General features: G+C 39.4%; 19 protein-coding genes and 2 pseudogenes. 7 read left to right on the forward strand and 14 right to left on the reverse strand.

Translation table 11 applies throughout. From position 1 onward, the window contains the following. Nucleotides 1-150: 150 nt before the first annotated feature. The 4 genes and pseudogenes from LQV63_RS24795 to LQV63_RS24810 form a co-directional block, all read right to left on the reverse strand. Nucleotides 151-2490, reverse strand: a complete 2340-nt coding sequence (locus LQV63_RS24795; RefSeq protein ID WP_233698688.1) for an ABC transporter permease — start codon at nt 2488-2490, stop codon at nt 151-153. Nucleotides 2491-2564: 74 nt separating this feature from the next. After that, entirely contained in the window at nt 2565-3314 is a 750-nt protein-coding gene (locus tag LQV63_RS24800) for an ABC transporter ATP-binding protein (RefSeq protein WP_407672968.1), read from the reverse strand. A 116-nt stretch (nt 3315-3430) separates the two neighbouring features. Next, complete coding sequence (locus LQV63_RS24805; RefSeq protein WP_233698689.1) at nt 3431-4864, reverse strand: HAMP domain-containing sensor histidine kinase; 1434 nt, start codon at nt 4862-4864, stop codon at nt 3431-3433. 20 nt (nt 4865-4884) lie between these two features. Beyond that, nucleotides 4885-5579: pseudogene (locus LQV63_RS24810) on the reverse strand (response regulator transcription factor). Nucleotides 5580-6017: 438 nt separating this feature from the next. On the opposite strand from LQV63_RS24810, the gene scfA reads away from it, so the two are divergent. Both scfA and scfB read left to right on the forward strand, forming a co-directional pair. Continuing rightward, nucleotides 6018-6167, forward strand: a complete 150-nt coding sequence (gene scfA / locus LQV63_RS24815) for a six-cysteine ranthipeptide SCIFF (protein ID WP_076321126.1) — start codon at nt 6018-6020, stop codon at nt 6165-6167. Nucleotides 6168-6269: 102 nt separating this feature from the next. Beyond that, nucleotides 6270-7649, forward strand: a complete 1380-nt coding sequence (scfB, locus tag LQV63_RS24820) for a thioether cross-link-forming SCIFF peptide maturase (RefSeq protein WP_233698690.1) — start codon at nt 6270-6272, stop codon at nt 7647-7649. Nucleotides 7650-7759: 110 nt separating this feature from the next. Here scfB and LQV63_RS24825 read toward each other — a convergent pair whose 3' ends face one another. The 4 genes from LQV63_RS24825 to LQV63_RS24840 form a co-directional block, all read right to left on the reverse strand. Beyond that, nucleotides 7760-8296, reverse strand: a complete 537-nt coding sequence (locus tag LQV63_RS24825; RefSeq protein WP_233698691.1) for an SMI1/KNR4 family protein — start codon at nt 8294-8296, stop codon at nt 7760-7762. A 96-nt stretch (nt 8297-8392) separates the two neighbouring features. Further along, a complete protein-coding gene (locus tag LQV63_RS24830) occupies nt 8393-8959 on the reverse strand; it encodes a hypothetical protein (RefSeq protein WP_233698692.1) in 567 nt (188 codons plus the stop codon). 75 nt (nt 8960-9034) lie between these two features. Beyond that, nucleotides 9035-9451, reverse strand: a complete 417-nt coding sequence (locus LQV63_RS24835) for a hypothetical protein (RefSeq protein WP_233698693.1) — start codon at nt 9449-9451, stop codon at nt 9035-9037. 131 nt (nt 9452-9582) lie between these two features. Further along, on the reverse strand, nt 9583-10671 hold the full coding sequence (locus LQV63_RS24840; protein ID WP_233698694.1) for a serine hydrolase domain-containing protein: 1089 nt from the start codon (nt 10669-10671) through the stop codon (nt 9583-9585). 223 nt (nt 10672-10894) lie between these two features. Between LQV63_RS24840 and LQV63_RS24845 the strand changes: the two genes are divergently transcribed. Beyond that, nucleotides 10895-11893, forward strand: coding sequence for an IS30 family transposase (locus tag LQV63_RS24845; RefSeq protein WP_233698695.1), 999 nt, complete (start codon nt 10895-10897; stop codon nt 11891-11893). On the opposite strand, the gene LQV63_RS24850 is transcribed toward LQV63_RS24845, so the two are convergent. From LQV63_RS24850 to LQV63_RS24870, 5 genes are all read right to left on the reverse strand, one after another. After that, a complete protein-coding gene (locus LQV63_RS24850; RefSeq protein WP_233698696.1) occupies nt 11822-12376 on the reverse strand; it encodes a hypothetical protein in 555 nt (184 codons plus the stop codon). The genes LQV63_RS24845 and LQV63_RS24850 overlap by 72 nt on opposite strands. Before the next feature lie 213 nt (nt 12377-12589). Continuing rightward, nucleotides 12590-13219, reverse strand: a complete 630-nt coding sequence (locus tag LQV63_RS24855) for a hypothetical protein (protein WP_233698697.1) — start codon at nt 13217-13219, stop codon at nt 12590-12592. Between the two features lie 378 nt (nt 13220-13597). Beyond that, nucleotides 13598-15742, reverse strand: coding sequence for a DEAD/DEAH box helicase (locus LQV63_RS24860; RefSeq protein WP_233698698.1), 2145 nt, complete (start codon nt 15740-15742; stop codon nt 13598-13600). Nucleotides 15743-15754: 12 nt separating this feature from the next. Continuing rightward, nucleotides 15755-17071 carry an ATP-binding protein gene (locus LQV63_RS24865; protein ID WP_233698699.1) on the reverse strand — a complete coding sequence of 439 codons (1317 nt, stop codon included), beginning with the start codon at nt 17069-17071 and terminating at the stop codon, nt 15755-15757. Next, nucleotides 17068-18963: a TerB N-terminal domain-containing protein gene (locus LQV63_RS24870; RefSeq protein ID WP_233698700.1), complete on the reverse strand. Its 1896-nt coding sequence runs from the start codon at nt 18961-18963 to the stop codon at nt 17068-17070. The genes LQV63_RS24865 and LQV63_RS24870 overlap by 4 nt, the downstream gene beginning before the upstream one ends. Nucleotides 18964-19150: 187 nt before the next feature. On the opposite strand from LQV63_RS24870, the pseudogene LQV63_RS32365 reads away from it, so the two are divergent. From LQV63_RS32365 to LQV63_RS24885, 4 genes and pseudogenes are all read left to right on the forward strand, one after another. Further along, nucleotides 19151-19231 (forward strand): annotated as a pseudogene (locus LQV63_RS32365) (IS1/IS1595 family N-terminal zinc-binding domain-containing protein); the annotation flags it as partial. Between the two features lie 89 nt (nt 19232-19320). Continuing rightward, nucleotides 19321-19815 (forward strand): helix-turn-helix domain-containing protein, encoded by a 495-nt coding sequence (locus LQV63_RS24875; protein ID WP_233698701.1) that lies wholly within the window; start codon nt 19321-19323, stop codon nt 19813-19815. Nucleotides 19816-19834: 19 nt separating this feature from the next. Continuing rightward, the gene (locus tag LQV63_RS24880; protein ID WP_233698702.1) at nt 19835-20608 is read left to right on the forward strand and encodes a transcriptional regulator; all 774 of its coding nucleotides are present in this window, start codon (nt 19835-19837) and stop codon (nt 20606-20608) included. 243 nt (nt 20609-20851) lie between these two features. Then, nucleotides 20852-21022, forward strand: coding sequence for an aspartyl-phosphate phosphatase Spo0E family protein (locus LQV63_RS24885; RefSeq protein WP_233698703.1), 171 nt, complete (start codon nt 20852-20854; stop codon nt 21020-21022). Nucleotides 21023-21539: 517 nt separating this feature from the next. On the opposite strand, the gene LQV63_RS24890 is transcribed toward LQV63_RS24885, so the two are convergent. Next, nucleotides 21540-21920: a hypothetical protein gene (locus LQV63_RS24890; protein WP_233698704.1), complete on the reverse strand. Its 381-nt coding sequence runs from the start codon at nt 21918-21920 to the stop codon at nt 21540-21542. Nucleotides 21921-22013: the final 93 nt, after the last annotated feature.

The raw sequence follows: 22013 nt of genomic DNA on the forward strand, positions 1-22013 counted from the left end.
TAGTTTGCTGCTGCGGACTTATTCCTCGGGATTTCGCGGTCGTGGTGTCCGTTAGAATAACGCTCCCCAGTTTCGCTAGTCGAATTCAGATAATATAAGAAAATGGGTCAGAACGCAGGCGCGCTCTAACCCAATATGATTTCTGCAGTTCTACTCTATCACCAGTATTCTAGGGGCTGTTTTGGCAATCACTCTCGTTGATAACCATGAACCAAACATCGCGGATACGATACTGATGAAGGCAATAGGAAGAATACCGCCCCAGTTCATAACAAGGGGGAGTTTTACAAGCCCATAGGTGGCCAGGATTTGTTCCAGTAGGATCGGCAGGATATATATTCCGGCACAAATGCCGATGATCGCCCCGATGACGGATAAAGCCGCGATTCCCAAGGCTACCGATATTCGGATTCGATTTGCGGTCATACCAATCGATTTATAAATGCCATAGGTTTTGCTTTCTTTTCTAATATTGATACGGCAAGTACTGTAGATGATGATGCAAGTGACCACAATAAATATCAAGCCCATGATGCTCATCGGCAAAATAAGTAGTCCAACGGCCACCTTAAATACGGAATCTATTAGCGATTTCTGTGTCTCTGCGGAGAGAGCTTCCTTATATTTCTCATTGATCTCGCGTACGACTTGATCGGATTGGCTGCTATCATGCAAATTGACAAAACACACTTCATCATTGCTGTTCCCGAAGTTTTCCCCTGAGATCACATCGGCTGTTATCCTAGCGGAATAAGACATGTTGGCGATGGATTGGTAAATCCCCGTAACCATAAGGGAATGCTTCATCCCATTGATGTATACTTCCATGACATCCCCAATGTCTTTATTCAGCTTCTTGGATACATTAACTCCAATGGCTATCTCGTTTTTGTGTTGAGGGTTGGTACCTTTGAATGCAGAAAATCCCGCCTGATCATAACTCCCGCCAGCGACGTCTATATTTACATACATGGATGGTGCGTCTGCAGTTCTGGGGTTCTTAGATGTTCCTGAGGTAATCACTCCCGAAATGTTTTTATACCATCCGAAGTTTTTGATTCTGGGGTCGGACCGCATGTCTTTTTCAAATTGGTCGTTCGAAAAAGCCGATTCATTAAAAACGGTTACAGCGATGTTGGAATTGTCATATCCCCATAAGGGCGCCGTCTTCGGTATGGAAATGATGCTGTATAATAGGACAAATCCGAATACAAGGACGGCTGACGTAATCATTGTAAGAACGAGCATTAAGAGAGAACCTTTTACATTTTTCAGAACATTACGAAACCCAATGGTGAGCATTACTGGAAAACGATCGAATCCAACCTGGCGCGTTCCATTAGTACTTAAACGTCTTGTCCGCTTGCTGTTATCCATTTCAGACATGCCATATCGGATCGCTTGCACAGGCTGTACAGAACGGGCTTTATTGGCATAAATCAACACGCATAAAATGACGAGGAGGAATACAGATATTCCCACTGCTATAGCCGCGGTATTGCCTTGCATCGCCAGACCTGAACGGCTTGTTTTCAAAGATGAAAGGGAACTCTCCACAATGATTTTGGATAAAAAATGACTGGAAAATAATCCGGGAATAATGCCTACGATCGAAAGCAAAGCATATTGAGACATGTAAGTAGCGATAATTCCAGCCGAAGATAGACCACAGCTTTTCAATATGCCAATCGTTCGATAGTTAGCCAATATCGCGTCAGAAATTGTGAACCCAATCGTGAACAGCGCCACAAGCAGCATGACAACTCCAAGAAAAACCATTACGAATCCGATCATTTTATTCATAATCAAATAAAATGAAACTATCGATTCGAATTCCCTTTTAGATTCAAGGTATGGGGTACCGAACTTCTTCTCGAAGAGTTTCCAATACTGTGTATTTGCGTCGTAATCTGCGAACCGAAGCCCCATCATATACATGTCTTTTCCTTGTAGGGATTGAAACTGCTTTTCATAATCCTGCGAGTTCATCCAAATGCGAGCATTTGTTGTGAACGGAGCTCCATAAGGAATATCCACGACTAAGCCCGCTACCTTTAACTCAAATGTACCCTGACCTGTTTTAAAGCCTACTTTATCACCAACATTAATTCCGTTGGAATAAGAGAGCGAAGTAGGTATCCATACGGTTCCGGCTTCAGGAGTGCTTCTTTCTTCTCCTTGAGCCCAGACCAGCTTATCAACCGTAAAGGGAAGCTCCGGCGTATTCATCATGTACAAGTATAAATTGATTTCTTTTCCTTGATGGATAATTCCAGATAAATTTCGATAGGGCATCAGTTCGGACGCTGTAACCCCTTGCTGCTCGTCCCACCATTGCTTGAGCTGTTTCGGATCATGCAGGCCGTGTTCTAAAGTTAACATTTGATGAGAACCGTTCGTTTTGTTATGCATGTCCGTAAATAAATTTTGCGTATTTGAGATCACAATCACGGATGTCGACAACATCAGCGCAGATAACAGAATGAGCAATGTTGTAAGCCCGTTTTGCAGCTTCTTCGTTCTTAGGTTAGATCGGAAAAGAGTTCAGACCGCATTCATCACAGTCACTCCTTCCCTGACACATAAGAAAATATGATTTTTTCTCTGTCCTGAATGTACTCATTGCCAGGCTCATATTTATCAAATTCCAGAATGCCGCCAACTTTGCCGTCCCGGATTAAAATAAGCCGATCTGCCCGGCAAGCCGCTTTGATATCATGCGTAACCATGACAACCGATTGCCCTTGACGATTCATCTCCGTTAAAATATCTAATATCGCGACGCCTTGGTCATAATTCAAACTGCCTGTCGGCTCATCGGCAAAAATAACCTCCGGAGAGTTAATGAGCGCCCTTGCAATAGCCGCCCGCTGCTGCTGTCCCCCCGAAGCTTGCGCTGGCAAGCGATTGCCCAGGCCCTCAATCTCCATTGCTTCCATCAGCGAACGCGCCTTTTTCTTCACTTCATTTTTCTTATTGCCAGCGATATAGCCGGGTAATGCGATGTTTTCCAAAAAAGTGAGATCAGGCACCAAATGAATCCCTTGATAAATAAATCCGATTTTCCGCGCCCTAAAATCCGCCATTTTCTTTGCGCTATAAGTATCGATGCGCTGCTCTTGGTAGTACACCTCTCCAGTCGTCACACTATCCAGTCCACTCAGAAGATACATCAAGGTAGATTTTCCTGAGCCGGAATTCCCCATAATGACCGTGAAATCTCCTCGATAAATTTCGATATCCAGATTGCGAATGGCATGGTATTGCTCGCTGCTGGTAGAGTAGGTTTTACAGAGGTTTGCTGCACGAATCATCGTTTTTTTATCTGTCACATTAAAGCCCTCCTGCAATTTCAGCATATTCGTCATTGTAAAGGGCATTTCTTGCATGCTGCTTATCAAATTATTAATAAAGTATTACAAGCGGAGCATCAGCATAATGGAATGGAAAAATAAAAGGTTGTTCCTTGACCCGGGGCGCTTTTAAAGGAAATCGAACCTTTGTGCGCTTCAATAATATATTTGCATATGGACAAACCTAATCCCGAACCCTCATTTTTTGCTTTAGCAGCCCCACCGCCAGCATATCCTTTAAAATAACGTTCAAAAATAAACGGCATGTCCTGTGGAAGAATTCCTTTTCCCGTATCCGCGATTGTGATGATGAGCTGCTCCAGCTCCTGTTCAATGCTAATTCGGATGGAATCTCCCGGACATGTATGCTTCAAGGCATTCGCAATGAGATTGGAAATAACTTGTTCCAGCCGGTTCGCGTCCACGTTGATGAGCACATTCGGAATCTCTGCCGGTTCGATAAAGGTAATGCCTGCCGTACGAACATTGTGGCCCATCGGCTTAAGGATTTGCAGCAGGATCTCTTTACTGTATTGCTCTGTCCTATGGACTGAAATTTGCCCTAATTCTTTTAATGCATGCAGGAGCAGATCGTCCAAAAGCACGGTCATTTTATGCGTATTGGTCTGCATCACTTGAATATATTCCATTACCGAATCCATATCGGGACAAATCCCTGCACGTATGGCCTCTAGATATGCATTGATCGTAGTTAGAGGGGTCTTGAGTTCATGGGATAAATTCGATACCAGCTCTTTCTGGGCCTTATCCTGCTCATCTCTTCGTTTGTTAAGATGTATGATTTCCAGCCTCATTTGCTCGAACATGGCGTATACTTCTCCGATTTCATCCATACGGCCATACTCCGCTTTGTGCTCGTAATTTCCCTTTAGAATCGCTTCCGAATAATATTTTAATTTTTGAATGGGCCGGATGGTATCGTTGTTGATTTTCCTTCTAAGGAACCACAATAAAATGAATACCAGCAGTAAACATGTCACCATCAGGAAGAGAGGAAAAAGGATGGTTTGATGTGATTGTGTTGGAATGACAAGTGCTGCTGGCAATGTAAAAATGGCGTTTCCGATTTGAGTTTGTGTTTCTGGGTTGATGACGGGAAAAGCAATTTTGAAAAGATCCTTATCTACCTTCGAATCATATAAATCATAATGAAGTGAAGTCCTTAAATCGATGGTTTGGATCTTCGTTTCAGGTGCGGAATTAAAAATAACTCTGCCATCCAACAGAGCAAACAGAATACTAACGCCGCTACTTTCGCTCATCTTCAGTAAGTTCTGTCGCAATGTCGCATCCGTAGCGATCGCTTTATGATTTTCCTCAAGAAATAACATCATTTCGTTGACCTTGATCCGCACTTGATTAATGACGTAGTTCGTCTGAACATTGTCTTCTTTCCCGGTCCATATGATGTACGCTCCACAGCCGATCACGATGACAAGGCATAAACATACGGCCATAATCCACTTTTTTAACCAACGGCTTACATACATGATATTCCCCATCCCCAGACTCAATCCGAGCTGAATTTGTAGCCAACACCCCAGACCGTTTTAATATACATTGGTTTTGAAGGGTCCGGCTCCAGCTTTTCTCTAATCTTCGAATATAAACAGTTATTGTGCTTTCATCCCCAAAGGTGTCGTATCCCCATACTGCGTCTAATAGCTGGCTTTTGGAGAACACTTGATTTTTATGTTTGGATAAGTAGTACAGCAGTTCAAATTCTTTGGCAGATAACGAAATTTCTTGACCTTCAACGGTTACCTTGTAGGCTTTCTTATCAATGACAAGGCGCCCGAACTGCAGCAATTCATCTGGCTTCGGCTTATTTTCCATGCTTCCTCTTCGCAAATGGGCGTTAATTCTGGCGACGAGTTCGCTTAGAGAAAACGGCTTTGTCATATAATCATCCGCGCCAAATCCGAGTCCAAGCACCTTATCCGTATCGCTGCCTCTAGCGCTCAAAATTAGAATCGGCGTATTGCATGTCTCGCGAATTTGGCGGCAAAGCTCAATCCCGTCCACATCTGGAAGCATGATATCCAGAATAATAAAATCGGGGGACAAGGTGTCTATGAATTTCAAGCCATCCTGACCGTTTTCAGCAACCGATACCTCATATCCGCTGATCGTTATGTAATCTTTCAAAATACGGGAAATGTCTAGTTCATCTTCAATAACGAGTACTTTCCTTGGTAGATTCATCGTCTAATCTCCGCTTTATATAATATATTTTCAGGTCCGCGTCTTTAATAAAAATAATTGGCCAAGTTGAATGATCATGATTAGTTCTCTTTGTTCAACATGTTATTCACATTTATTCCCTATATCATTTTGGGAAATGATCGATATCATCTGGTTCTAATTATTGTACATCTTTCCTATATATCATAATCTAACTCACTTTTCTAAAATAGACCTATACTAATTTTCACTGTGATACAAGTTGTCAACAAGTCCCTTCACGGCAGCCCGGTTAGGGATCGTGTTACAGCGCGGCCCCTTATTAAGGCATATGGAATTTTATACTTCAAGAGTGGAATGTGTGACCTTTTTGATTGTTGAACCTCCAAAGTTGTTGCTACCATAGTTCAACGTAGCAAGTTTATTCGAATTCACGAAATGGTAGAGGAGTTATTCATGATGAAAAGAATCGTAACACTAAGCACACGCAAACTGATGGACACTGCAAAACACGGCGGATGCGGCGCATGCCAGACATCTTGCCAGTCTGCTTGCAAGACTTCCTGCGGCGTAGCCAATCAGCGTTGTGAGAACGCAATGAACAAATAACAAATAGGCAATGAAACTCACCGCCGTCCTGCCAAGGACGGCGAAGTTGTTTCTACGGATACCACCTGCAATTTGTAGACAAAAAGGAGCTTGATTCGCAGTATGATTCATCAATACCAACTGAACGGATACAACATCGTGATTGACACCTATAGTGGCTCAGTGCATGTTGTTGATGACCTGGCGTATGAGATCATTGCGCTTTATGAACAGGAAACAACCGAACAAATCCTGGCCTTAATGAAGGGAAAACAATATTCAGAAGAAAGCATTCGAGAGACAATCTCAGCGGTCGAGGAACTTATAAAGAATGAGCAGCTTTTTACCGAGGATGCGTATGAGGAACTATCTATTCATTTAAAAACACGTAAAACCTATGTGAAGGCGCTCTGTCTCAATGTCGCGCATACCTGCAATCTGTCATGCGATTATTGCTTCGCCAGCCAAGGGAAATACAATGGCGATCGAGCAATCATGAGCGTAGAGGTTGGACAAAGAGCTATCGATTATCTGCTGGAGCATTCGGGCCACCACCGAAACCTTGACATCGACTTCTTTGGTGGAGAACCGCTTATGGCTTGGAAAGTCGTCAAAGAGATTGTAAAGTATGCACGAAGCAAGGAGAAGGAATGGAAGAAAAAATTCCGCTTTACCTTCACAACGAACGGGATGCTGCTCAACGATGAGGTCACTGAGTTTTTAAATCAGGAAATGTACAATGTCGTCTTAAGTCTGGATGGGAGAAAAGAGGTTCATGATCGGCTGCGCACAACCGTCACCGGTAAGGGCAGCTATGATTCTATCGTGCCGAAGTTCAAGGAATTCGTCCAAAAGCGCGGAGACCAGGAATACTATGTACGGGGAACGTACACGCGGAACAATGTCGATTTCACCAATGACATCTTCCATATCTCAGATCTTGGTTTTGATAAAATCTCGATGGAACCCGTCATCTGTGATCCAAGGGAACCCTATGCGCTTACCGAGAAGGATCTCCCGGAGATATATAACCAATACGAAATTCTCGCCAAGGAAATGATTAAGCGCAGCGAACAAGGCAAAGGATTTACCTTCTATCATTACATGCTTGATCTTTCGGAAGGCCCTTGTATCCAGAAACGAATCACGGGCTGTGGTTCAGGCACAGAATACCTCGCTGTCACGCCATGGGGCGAACTATTCCCTTGCCACCAGTTTGTCGGGGATGAAGCGTACAGCATGGGCAACATCTGGGATGGCATCACCCGGCCTGAGCTGCAGTGCCAATTCAAAGAAAGCAACTGTTACACGAAGCCGGAGTGCCAGAATTGCTGGGCTAAGCTCTACTGCAGCGGCGGCTGTCCTGCCAATGCCTTGCATGCGACGGGTTCCATCAACGGAAGCTACGAGTTTAGTTGTGACGTGTTCCGCAAACGGATCGAATGCTCCATGATGGCCAAGGTCGCCGAATCCATTCGAGAGATGGAAGACAATCAAATGTAGATAGATGAAAGAGGGGCTCACCGCCCCTCTTTGATATTGCCGCTAATAATTCTCTGTCATATTTATCTGAATCAATTTGCGAAACATACCATGTAGAATGATAACATCATCTATTCCCTACGTTGTGCCTGAATGTGCTTGCAAAATTCCAAGAATGAAGGTGCTACAACTATTGCATCATCAGGGTCGTAACTTTCTTCGTAATCCATATATTTAATTTCTCCTGTTTGGATATCAATCCAAAAATCATTATCCGCATGATTGTCAGCAAAAGGGATATGAAATAAAATGAAATTTTCAAAATCCTCAGAATAATCTGCCCTTCTATCTTTTGCTTTTTCCATAGACATTGTGTAATAAGAATCATCCTTATCCTCGATTAACGGAATATGAAAGAAACTCCCAATCTCTATCGATAAATAATCATTGTTTGATATTTCATAAAAATGTTCAGGATAAATGTATGCCCCTTTAGTAAAAACCCCTCCATTATTAGCAAGGTAAAACGCTATAAACTCTTTTTTTCCTGGAAACTCATCAGCTACAACCTCATTTATTTGGGAAACTGATATCTCCTTCCAAGAATCCTCAAAACAAATATCATGATTCAGAAATCTATTATTATTCCCTTTAGAATGGTTGTTCATTTAAGTTCCACATCCCTTTTTAATAGTTATTAGCGCCGCCTATATATGGATTACTTGAGCTTATAGTTTCGGGGTGTACTTGTTTAACCCTTTACATTACTTCCAAAAGCAAGATGTTTGCAAATCCTGAAAGCTGATTTCTTTATATGCGGTTTGAAACCCTCTTATCATATTCGTTGTGCGTTCTACCTTATCTTCCCCAACATAAGGAGCTTCGATTTGAAAGATTTCATATTTCCCTAAAGATTGATTTTCTCTAAATTCTAACACCTTTGTTCCATCAAGGAGAATTACTCCAAACTCCCAATCGAATTCCTCAGATTTACATACATATACGAGAATATCCTTGGACTCTAGACATTCTTGGAAATCAAATAATTTCGGAGAGTCTTCATAGAATTCAATCGCATGCAAGTATCGTTTTCTTTCTGAAAAATACAACTTCAATTCAACTTCTTGGTCATTAAGAATTTCTATGTAATAGGATAAAATCGCATCATACTTCTCATCACCAGACATGTTATTGCAATATCTTTTTAGTATGTCATAGGATTCATCATATACACTGTTTTCAAATGTAGTAGGCTCCGTAATAAAACGATAAACGATTTCATTTATACTAAGTCCTTCTAGCTGACTACTAAGCCTTTTTCTTATTTCCATGATAAACTCCTCTTCTTAAGTAGAACATATCTATAAACAACTTGAAGTAGTTACCGTCGCATCATATTACATCACTCAAACTATTTTATAATCAATAATAATTTCACTAGAAATTATTTCAATGTAATGATCATTATTTTGAATAACATAATGAAAGTACTCCTTTTTATCAAAATTTCTCCACTCTGAATCTTCCTCATCCCTTAGTTTTATTAGAGATTTTAGCCAAGATGAACTAGGCACTACTAAGAAATAAGAACGAAAACTATGTTCCTCTTCTTGGGGATAATAATTTAGCCTTCTATATCTCTGAACCCTTACTGCCCAAATTGATTCAAATGTTAAAACTCCTATTGTCTTCGAATAAACCCCTGGAGTATCCCAAATTTTAAAGTAGCAATGCATAGTGTCTCGAATATATTCTATATTCATGTAATCATTTGGAGCCATCCATTCCTGTAACTCCACTGCAACTGCTTTATCATTTAACACAGTATTATTCTTTTCCTTTCGGAATTTTGCTAGTTCACTCTTTAGAAGTGTTAGATTAATTAAAGCCCTCTCTAGTGAGAGGGGCTTAAGACTAAATTATCTTTTATCAAACTTGAGAAAAGGCTATATAATTAAAGACGCTCTTCCCATATCCAAATTGGCTCCTGAAGAACGATGGATGTAAGATGACGGTTGATTCTTTTTGAATTCACCGTCATCTCGTTGCTAAGAACGATCACTGTTAATTCCTCGTCAATTAGCCGTGTAACATAATGACGGAAACCACTTGGATATCCTCCTGGATGCCCTACTGCTTTTTTCCCCATGACATCTTGCGTATACCATCCATATCCATATTGAGACGGAAACTTTTTAGCATGCGTCATACTCATCAGTTCTGATGATTCTTTGCTTATTAATAAATGAGTACGCAGGGCTCTGTCAAACCGTTCTAAATCTTCAACTGTAGAAATGATATCCCCAGCTGCAAATGCTGCAGAATTATGCATTACGGGTCCGACTTCCCCCTTTACATGTCCTTCCGCTATTGGTGTACCAGCCGAAACCGTAAACATAGAATTCAACATGTTGCTTGGCTTAAAAATATGCTCTTCTATATAATTTGCATATGACTGTCCGCTAACTTTTTCAACAATAAGTCCTAACATCACATAACCAGTATTGCTATAACTAAAGCTTTTACCTGGGGTAAACTCTAATTCAGAATCGCTAACGGTTTTTACAATATCATTTGGATTCCATTCTTTGCTGTAGTCAAATTTGAAATTCGCCTTTAGATAATCCGGGATTCCCGAGCTATGACTTAGTAGATGACTTATTGTAATAGACTCTCCATTCGGAAAGTCTGGAAAGTACTGCGAAATTGGATTATCTAAGTTAAGAAGTTCCTTTTCTACTAGTTGCATGACTGCTACTGCAGTGAATGTTTTAGATAATGAAGCAATCTGATAGAGCGTGCTTGGGCTGTTAGGTAAATCAGTGGCTGCCAATCCATAACCTTTTTTAAATAAAATTTCACCTTCCTTTGCAATTAGGACGGTTCCCTGAAATTTTTCATTTGTCAAATACTGATCGATTTTATCAGAAACGCTTCCAGATAAATTACTATGGTTGTTACGTCCAAATACTAGCAAAGCTACTATAGACACGATTACAATAACAAGAATAGTAATAGAAAAAATTTTAAAGAATTTTTTCATATGTATACCTCTCAGTCTATTTCTTTATGGCCTATTAAACACTCACTATTACAATCACCGTTAAACGAAACCAAAATTCTGACCTTTTACTCCAATTAAAAGTTTTTTATCATGACGGATTGTAATATGAAGTGCGACAGTTACCATTAAATAAAAAAATGGCTCATGATTGATTCGTGTAAAATGGAGTCACCACAACAACCATTACACGGAGGAATCAATCATGAGTTACTCACATTTTAACATGTTCGAACGGGGGAAGCTAGAGCTCCTGCACAGCCAGGGCTGGTCCACCCGAGTCATAGCGAGGGAACTAGGACGACACCATTCGAGTGTTGCTCGTGAATTGAAACGCAATCAGATTTCCAATGAATACAAGGCAGATGCTGCTCATATAGCCTCTGAGGAACGTCGTAATCTTGTCCGTTACTTAGGAAAGCATACACCTGAGCGAATCGATTACATCACGGAGAAACTCGAGGCTACTTGGTCTCCTGAACAGATCGCTGGTCGTATGAAACAAGACTACCCAGACATCCGTATATCCTTTAAAACGATCTATCGCTGGCTGTACTCAGGCCTGTTGGTACAAGGGAGCATTGAAGTTCTTCGACACAAAGGAAAACGCCGCAAACCAGCAGAAACACGTGGACGGTTCAATATCGGAAGAACAATCAGCCAGCGTCCCGTGGAAGTACGAAAGCGTGAGAGCTTTGGGCATTGGGAACTCGATACCGTCGTATCTAGCCGTGGTAGAAGCAAAGCTTGTGTGGCAACCTTTGCAGAGCGTAAGACACGCTGGTATCTTGCGGTGAAGATGCCTGATCGCACCGTTTCTTCCATGGAAGAAGCATTTGATAAAGTAGCTAAGTCCTATCCTACACCCACGTTTCAGACGGCGACCGTGGATCGAGGGAAAGAGTTTGCTTGTCATCGAAACCTTGAGTCCTCGCACAAGATTAAGGTCTATTTCGCTGATCCCTATTCGTCATGGCAAAGAGGAACCAATGAGAATGCCAATGGGCTCCTCAGAGAGTTCTTTCCCAAGGGACATGACTTTGCTAGGGTCACAGAGGAAGAACTTTCACATGCAATAGAATTGATTAATAATCGACCAAGAAAATGTCTTGGGTGGAAAACGGCGTACGAATCATTCATGAGTGAACTGTCGCACTTGGCCTGCATCGTTTTGAATGAAATTTCTAAAAGTATAACGTATTAAGTCTGTTTCGATATCATCATAATCAAAAGAATCATGAACGGTAATATCATCAATATAGTATAAACTTCCATTATCAAAGGGGTTGTCATATAATTCTCTATCAATTATTTCATCAGCTCTTGAGCCTATTACCATATGATCGCCATCAATTGCATCAAGCCAGTAAGACCAAGAAACACCCATACGTTCTCTCCAATTATTTGGAAATTCCGTCATTGTCATCTTTGCAATTATTAATCGATCCCCATTTTCATCAATCCAATATTTCTTTTTCAATTGTTCCTCAATTTCATCTGTTATTTCATATTCATCATTTATTAATTCCAAATTAGAAACAAGCTTTATTGTGTGGACTATTGGATCTATAACGGAATTAAAGTCCACTTCAGGAAAATCAATATGTTCACAATATGTTTCATAAGCGACGGAAGGAAGCACTTCATACTCCCTTCTTCCGTTTGATGTTAATAAATCAATATGCATAACTATCATCTCCTTTATTTATTTTGCAAGTATTTCACCTAACGTTCCTGTACTCACGATGCCGAGAGGTTTACGGGGACAAAGTCCCCGGCTGCTCTTGTGCAGTTAGCCTCTCAGGTGTGTTCGCCTAATTTTCGCCTTTCTGCCAATAAAGGAGCCAGCTCCGCCGCGTGAATATGATGTTTATAAGGTACACGTCTCCCTGAAATACAATCACCAAGGTTCTATAATCCATGTTTCTTTCCGAGCTATTAATAATTCATTCTCCTGAAGATTCGAGAAAAAGCTTGACTCGTCGATAGCTTGATAATAATTCATATTGCTTTTATTTATTATTGCAGCATCAAACATCCATACATTATCTAAGTCGTTCTGTACAAATGCTTCCCAAGGACGGCCATCCGTTGCTTCATTAGTAAAATACACACCAGAATGATTAGGGAAATGTGAGAATGAATTCATTAACTTCCAAATCACTGATCTATGTTCTTCTCTTAATACGTAATCTAAATGACATTGTAAAATTTCCTCTGTCCAAAGGAGAAGGCTAACTTCAAGCCAAGATTGCTGCAATTCTTTGAAGGCTTTTGAAGTCCATCCTATAACAAAAGGACGAATGTGTATAAGTTGTCCAGCGATCATAAGTTCTTTTGTTACTTCTCCTCCACTCACATACATAGAGCCATCCTCATCTATCGCCCATTCTAGTCCACTAAAAGCAGAAATCATTTCAGCGTCTTGAATCCCGCAGTCATTTAATGTGCTTATAAAGTCAAGCATGATCTTTTTTATATTGCTTTGATCGCACTTTATATAGGTTTGAACTTGTGAATATTCAGGCATCTTATCCCTCATTTCATCATTGCGTTTATTTCACCTAACGTTCTTGTATCTACGAACCTGGGAGATTTAAAGCACGTACGCGCCGGGTCGGACGGACTTAGCCTAGCAGGGTTGTGAGCTGAGTCCGCTTCTCTGCTTGCCGCATCAGGCGAACCAAGGGCGTAGTTATGGTGTTATAGGATGTCAGCGCCTTCTTTGAGATACTTACACTTTCTTATTTTTGATCACCAAACTCAACTTTTTCATTATTAGCAAACTTCTACTTCTCCAACTTATAAAAATCTTCATCTGTTAATACGGCTTCACTTTCCCCTATTCGTTCTATTAAAATGTAGTTCCTCCCAAATTTCTGCGTACATCGATAACATCGCTCCATATTTACTCTTCAATATCAATCACAACAAATTCCTTGTTTTTCAGGAAATCAATCGCACCTTTGACATCCATCTCATGTGCGATATGCATTTCTATTAGCAAATCAGCCGGCAGCATTGAAGAGTATTTAGATGCAAACCACTCATTCTCTTTCACATATTCAAGCAGCTCATCTACAAACCATTCTTTGTTTTTTAACTGTTCTAGCACTTTTTTTAGTTGTTCGAACGCGACGCCCTTCAATTGAATTCTACATACGCTATCACATACTCGAGACTCTAAACCCATTGAACGGAACATTAACGTCAAAGTTTTAGCTATTTTTGTACCGGTATAGCTTTCAAACAACACTTCATCTCTTTTAATCCAAAAAAACCTCTGCTGATTACCTATTCCTGATAACCGATTATTTTTTCTAGCGTCCTCAAGCGTCAAAGTACCCTCATCATTGATGTAATTGAACATTTTATCTGAACAAAGGATCTCCATCATCTTTTCTGCTACTCTTGGATGTAACTCCCCTGAACCACCTAAATAACGAGGAGGCTTCGCACTTACTGCTTTTATAACGCGTATTTTGTTTCTATTCTCATCAATATCGACTATTGTCCATAACTTACCCGCCAAAATCACATTGTCATCGACTGCAATTGGATACCCTTTATCTAACATCCCTATTACTCTTGCACCATCAAAAACCTCATATTCTTCTGATGTCATAAAGACTGGATAGAATTCCTTCCCTCTCATCAGACGTTCTCCCTCTAGCCCAACAACAAACACATTTTCTCCCGGTATCAATTCAAGATACTCATACTGAAGCATGTGTTCTATTAGCATCACAATTCGTTCAGCCTTGATATGATGAAAAGAACCATTGTTCTTAATTGAAACAAGCAAATCATCTAGTGTGATTCCATTGAATTCATGACATAACGAAAGGATTTGATGGAACATAATATCATACGGAGCGCCATACCCTGTAGACGGTTCAACCCACTTTTCTAACACCAATTCCATTACAGCTAATGATTGAATCAAACTATCCATAGAGGTTGTGTATAGTTGCAGTATTTGGCTCTTATCTGATTCTCGACCAGAACGACCCAAACGCTGCTTCAACGAAGAGACCGTGAATGTATTATCAATTTGAATGACCAACTCTATTTTTCCAATATCAATCCCTAATTCCAACGAACTCGTCGCTATAACACTCTTAGGTACCGTAGCAGTTGCTATTGTCTTTTCTACATATTCACGCTCTTTTTTATCAATTGACGAGTGATGCGGGTAATACGTTTCTCCAACACCTTCCCGCTTCGCTAATCGATTAAGGAACACAGTAGTCTCCTCTACACCACCTCGACTGTTACAGAAAATAATCGACTTTAGATTCCTCGTTAATGCTCTAATGTCATCGTAAAGTTCAACTGGCTTTTTGTTTTCTTCATCCAACGGAAAGTGCATTAAGTAATAGTTGAGTTCTTTATCTCCCTCATCCGTTTGCAGCACTTCAACTTGGTTAGGGTTTTCATAATTGACCCATTTTTTGACCAATTCGAAATTATCAATTGTCGCTGACAACCCAATAATACGTGGTCTTTTATTACAATATGCTTCCAAGCGAGATATAAGAGAACGTAACTGTACACCACGGCCTTTATCGATGAAGGAGTGAATTTCATCAATAATTATAAATTCGATATCCTTGAAGATGCTCTGAATATACTCAGTTCTATTTACAAATAAACTTTCAATCGATTCTGGAGTGATTTGTAAGATTCCAGCTGGATTTTTAACAAATTTCTTTTTCTGACCGTGGTCAACATCACCATGCCATCGATGTATTTCGATTTGATTGTATTCACATAATTTTTCTATTCGTTCGAATTGGTTATTTATCAGGGCTTTTAAAGGCGATATGTAGAGAACCTTCACTTTTCCTCTTGCTTCCTTCTCCACAAGACTAAGCACTGGTAAGAAAACTGCTTCAGTTTTACCCGAAGCAGTCCCTGAAGACACTACTATATCTTTATCTGTTTGAATAACCACTGGGATAGTCATTTCTTGAATGACCGTGAATCTTTCCCATTTCATATCCCAAACCTTTTTCTTCATTGAATTCGATAACAAATCAAATGTACTCATTCGCCGGACCTCCTAATTTGTTCTTTGGAAGCGACTCATTATCGTTTCTGTTGGAGCGGATTCATTGTTCTCGTTGCTACTACTAAAAATCTGACTTCTATCAAACGAAGGATTCTGATGCAGAATGCTCAGCGCTTGAATAAATTTACGAATTACATCACCAACCGTCAGATTTTCAGCAGCTCCAGGTCGAGAATATTCTGACTTCATAAAATCATTTATCTCTAAATCCTTAACATTTGCTACATATTCATAATGCGCAGCATGTATGTCACGCAGTTTTTGCAAAAGCACAAATATCTGCTCCATTGTTAATGGAGTAAGATTAATCACCGGCTGAGTTAAATCTCTATACTCCATGGTCTCAAAAGCATTCGTCTGTAATCTTCTCTTTAGGGCACCGTAACTGTAGAGCCCTCTTCTTTCATCTGTCAAAAACTCAGGTGTTCCACCAAAGGTAACATACAAACCATCCAGGTTCCCTTGTAGTGCATCGTTATAAATTTTTAGGATAGTCTCATAGTTCTTTTCTCTCGTTAGTGAATGAGTAATTTTATAGAGATTGATTGCTTCATCTAAATTTATGACCAAACCGGAATAACCAATTTCTCTTACAAATTTGCATATCAATTTAATGTAATCATAGTAATTCGCATCATTGATAATTTCTCTTACACCTAAATCTTGTCTTGCCTCTGTCTTTGTCTTGTATTCGCCTCGTAACCAACGTAATACACATCTTTGCAGCTCAGTATTATCCTCTGCATAGCCTTTATAATACAGACTCAAGACTCGAGAAATATCGTATCCTCCAGTCAATTCATCCATCTTAGATACGATCGAGGTTATTTCTTGTTCAACATCTTTTACAAACTCAGGGTTATTAAATTCCACTGACCCATATTGCTTCTTTTCGACCACAAGATTTTGAACATCATTCAGCCATTTCTCCAAGATAACAGGCAAAGCGTTCCCTTCCGGAGATGTAGACGTAGACAAGTTCTTCATAAGTTCTGTGTAGACCCCAACTGCCTTCCCATCGGAACCATACAATTGACGATTTGGAGCAAAGTCAGCTTTTGCTACTACAAACTTCTCTTTAAATGCAATCTGTTGCGTTAAAGCCTGAATAAAACTCTTGCCGCTTCCAAACGGTCCTATAAAAAACTTAATTGTTGAAGAACCAGCTTTTACATTCTTCAAATCAGTAAGTATTTGATTAGCCTCTTCGGTCCTACCAACCATAATGTGTTCCAAGCCTCTGCTTGGAACCACACCACCAGACAATGTATTCAAAATTACAGTCGAATCCCTTTTCTTAATATTCACGCAGTCTTCATTCCTTTCAATTCATTAAGTACCTGTTTATACTCATCAACAATAACGTAATTTTCTCCATCTTCTTCAATTAACATATCTCCCAAGTGTTCAATTGATTTCTCATTTATCTCAGAAATAATAACATTTGCTGAACCACCCAGAGATTTGGCAGCCTGATTGACCTCAATCATAGGCTTTTCCAAATCATCAAATATGAAGAGAATATCCTTTTCTTTTTCATCTAGGTTTTCAATAAAGGACGCATAGTCTTCATCACTCGAAGCAAAAATCTCTTCAAAGGAATGAACAGTATCATTTTCATCTCCATTTCTTTCATTCTCTTGTTCATCTGCGTTCTCATTGTTTTCTTCAACTTCTTCTGTTTCAACCTCGTAATTATCGCGATAAATCTTGGCAAACTCTTCGTTAGCCGCTCTTTCTTTATTTACTTCATCCATATTTAAACTAAATGCAGGTGTTTTTATTTCATCAGACTCATCATCTTTATTTGGTCGTTGCGGTATCAAACTACCACCAGTAGCATTCGAACCTTCTCTAACCTTAACAAATCTTGTTGTTTTCGGCGACGCCTTACTCTTAGAACCAATAAATTCATCCAGTTTCTCTTTCATCCCTTCCGGAAGTAATGATTCATCCACTTTAATTTTCCGCTTTTCACCCATAATATCTCGAACAGCATTTTCTGAAAGACGGAACAAAACTGATAAGTCTGTGGCTATTTTTTCTTTTTCTGTCATGACCACTTTAGTTACAGTTATTTGTGTAATCGGTCTTTCTACTACAGCAGAACGAAACAATTCCCTTTGTGTAACACTTTTCTTTTCTTGAAACCATTCATCAAAAATACTTTTATCGTTCTCTCTTAGGAGTTTTTCATACACCATGATACTACTCTTAAACATCTTATATATTTTGGTTTTGTTGGCATAGAAGAATTCCGTTGCTCTATAACCAACGACATAAGGTTTCCATGTCGAGTATGATATTTTATCAAATTCATCTTTATGAACTATCATTTGTTCGTGAAGTCTACTTTTTTGATAATCATAATTGTCAGAATAAGCATCCCATTCTTTGGCTAGTTCTTCCTCGCCTAACTCCAATAGGAAGTCACTTATCCATTGTGGAAGATATCTTTGAACCCCTGGAACAGTATCACGGTAAACGTGGAACAGTTTAACTAAGATACTCGCATTGAAAGCAGCATTTTGATTAAACGAATAATTGAGGAGCTCATAAGTAAAAAGAATGATGTAACTTAAATCCGTTTTTAAGAAGCTTTCTCTAAGAAATTCACTTCGCCAATACAAGTACCAATTTTCCTGCTTTTGATTCATACTATTAAACGTAGTCCAATATGCGAATAACGGTTCAAAGCTGCAATATCTTCCTGGTGTATTCGAACGCGCATAAGAGTCCATTACGAAGTCAGTAGCATAGAATACATGCGTATTATTATTAAAGTACTGATTTATCTCCTTATAGCTTTCTTGAATTCGTGTTGGAGTCTTTAAGTGACTATATTTAGGTAATATATTGCCTCCCTCATCATAGAAAAGAGGACCTTTGATATAAATAGACTTCAAGTTGTTTCCTGTATATCCTGAAGCTTTATCTCTATCTTTCAAATTATTCTCCTTTCTATTAAGGTAATCAATTGAAGGAGCGTCTTGATATCGATTTTTGAAATTTATATCCTGTATCCATCGTTTCATGAAAAGCATATCCATCCATCCCAAGATAATTGGGATATAAGTCCAGCAAAATAAGAGATAAAATACCCCTCGTACCGTTTTCCCCACATAAAATAAGTGGATTCCTAGTCCTCCTAGAAATAGTGCAAGAAAGTAACCCAAATTCAGTGATTTTTCCTTCTCCATTACCATCTCTCCCGTAATTGCGTCATTTTGCATAATAAGATTTTACCATTATGGCGGATATTAACAAAGTATGTTTCGTTAGGCTGTTTTCGTATTAATTGTTGCTATTTTGACCAAACCGAAAGTAGATTTGCTACATTTTAGTCAACGGGGAGATGAAATATGTGGAAAGCGACAGTCAAGCGGAATGGGTAAGTACCGAACCAGACAACGATATCTATGCAAAGACTGTGGCAAAACTTCAAATGACATGACTAACACTCCGTTTCTTATCTTTCTCATGTCATCAATCAATTTACATGAGCTACACAACATGGTAAAATATAGGTGGTTATTTCGGGAAAAGGAGGGCTGACATTGAAGACAGCATCGAAAATAAAAATAATCGGAGAGCTAATTCACGACACTAGACGTGCATCGAATATCACATTAACACTGTTATCAGAGCTGTCGGGTATTAATAAAGGTACAATATCAAGAATCGAGAATGGTGAAATCAAACAACCAGATTTTTCAACTGTACGGATATTAGCCACATCATTGAAAATTCCTTTTGAAACATTGGTTGATTATTACGTCGAAGTTGAAAAAAGAGCAGAATTGTTGTTCGATATCCTACAAACAACAATTCTGCAAAGGGGCAGCACCGAACTAATACGCAAGGTTGCAGCTAAGTATCTTAAAGCTCCGAATGAAGACAGCGTTGACTTAACCGAAAAGCTTTATCAAATTATAGCCCCCATCGAAGATGACTCCATCAAATTGTCACTATATAATCTCATCATAGAACACTCACGATCACACGGAATTATGCCCTATATTGCTAAAGGCTTATATCAACTATCTTATTGAACGAAATGATTTTAGCAAATTGAAGGAAACTTACTATAGTGGGAAGTATATTCTGAACTACGCTGACTTCTTACCCCATCAAGACCGGATTGAGCTTTACTACAAATTAGGCGTTCATGCTTACAATCTAAGATTCTATAATGAAAGCATTGAACACTGTAAGAAAATTTTCACAGATGAAAACGGCACTTACCCATATAGAGCCTATGCGCTTGGAGTCCTTAGAGATTCGTTTTTTGCTCTCGAAAAATACGAGGAATCAGAACTCTACTCCTTGCAATATAAGCAATTCAACTACCCAAATGCCCAAGAAAATGTCGTTTTGATGGAAGCGTTATTTAAAGCAGTAAAAGGAAATACAGGTCAAGCTATCAAAGAGCTTCACTCCTTCCTTGAGACATGTAGTGATGCCTTTGTACTCTCTGCGTCGAGACACCTCATCCGACTGTATTTAGACCAGTCCCGCATCGAAGATGTTAAAGCTGTATTGGAGAGCGGAAGAATAAACTCATCCATTGTAGACAAAAGGAATCCATTGACTTATTACGGGTACGGGGAATACCTTCGACTTCAAGCAAAGTATTATTTGGCTATAGGGGAAATTGAAAAATGCATTGACTCCCTAATGGATGGGGCGTTGTGTTTTTCGAAAATTAACGATACAATCACGGAAAAAGGATGTCTGAATATGGTTATACACATACATATAGAACATAATACTTCTATGAACAGAGACATTCTCGAAAAACTAAGCAATTATTATATTATGAGCACCAAAGAAACGGAGGGCTAGGTATGAAAAACTCACTAAAGAAGCTTTATTTTAGATCCCTTCTCTTCACTGTCGTATTTATAACTACGGTCACTGCACTTGGTGATACTGGCGTTATTCACCCTTGGTAGGTAATTATAAAGAGCAGCGCCAATAAGGTGTTGCTCTTTTTCATTTTTCGACATAGAGTTGCAGTGGGATTTTTTCGCATATTTGACTGGTAACGTACATTATACTCATAGAGAGATAGTGTACGTGAGGTGAGTGATAATAGACTCTTTGGAAAATAAAATTAACGAACTTAGGAAGAAGCTTACAGATACAGTTCAGCTTAAAGGTGGCTTTGCGGACGAAGAAGTGATACGGATCAGCCAACAACTTGATACATACATTGTAGAAATGCAATCGCGTCAGGAAAAAAGAAAGAATCAATAAACTTTACATCCCAATGCATATTGGGGTTATTTTGTTTTGAAATGGTAATAATAGATTCATATAATGGTACTTATATCCTAAAAAACTTCAATAAGCACAGGTTTCCATTTGATGAAAATATAAAATTAGAATAGCAATATGAACGTTGTAGTGGTATACCCTCGCTGATGGCATATAAACTTGGTATACAATTACATAAGGTGCTTTCTACTGACAGAAGAAAATAAAGTTGTAGACTGAAAAATTAAGTAATAGACTCAGAAAATATAGTACTAGACTAGGGAATGAAGGTTTCGAAAGGCTATTCCGAGTTCCCAGTTGCTTCAGGACTGCCATTATCACAAAGTGAAAGTTAAAATCAAATAAGCAGCCGAGAAGAAATGCTTCTGGCTGCTTTTATTTATATTTATATATTATTTTCTATGTCAATATTGCTCAAACGACTTTCGCTTCGGTTGCAATCCGCATTAAGCTTAATCTATAGGTTCTGAAACCATTCGGACGAGATCGAATGTTATTACTTCGTCTTTATAAAAACGCCATGATCGATAACCTGTTTTGTATTTTTATTGATATCGTCATAATTGTATACAGTCTCATCTTCGCTGATCGACGTGTCTTGCTCTCGTACTCGCTCAAACTCGCCATACTTAGTAACAATACGACCTGTAATCGACTTTTGATACTCTTCTTCCTCCGGTGTTATTTTTACAGGTGCGTAGAAGTACGGATTATTCGGATCGTCACGCAGTTCATGCTGCTTCAGTGGTTTGTAAATTGCGTTGTGGTTCCCGAAAACGTAAGTAGGGATTTGGGAGCCAGCGTAACTTTGGATGGCTAAAGTAGTCATAACGACAAGTACCACAGTAGCGACGCTGATTAATAATTTCTTCTTCATTTGCTCACCTCAAATAGCGAATTTCCCCCTACTGGAAAGCGAGGCCACTGAAAAACACGGCTTTTGTACGTAACCGAAAGTGAACACATCAAA

Source organism: Paenibacillus profundus (assembly GCF_021369635.1).
GTDB classification, from domain to species: domain Bacteria; phylum Bacillota; class Bacilli; order Paenibacillales; family Paenibacillaceae; genus Paenibacillus_B; species Paenibacillus_B profundus.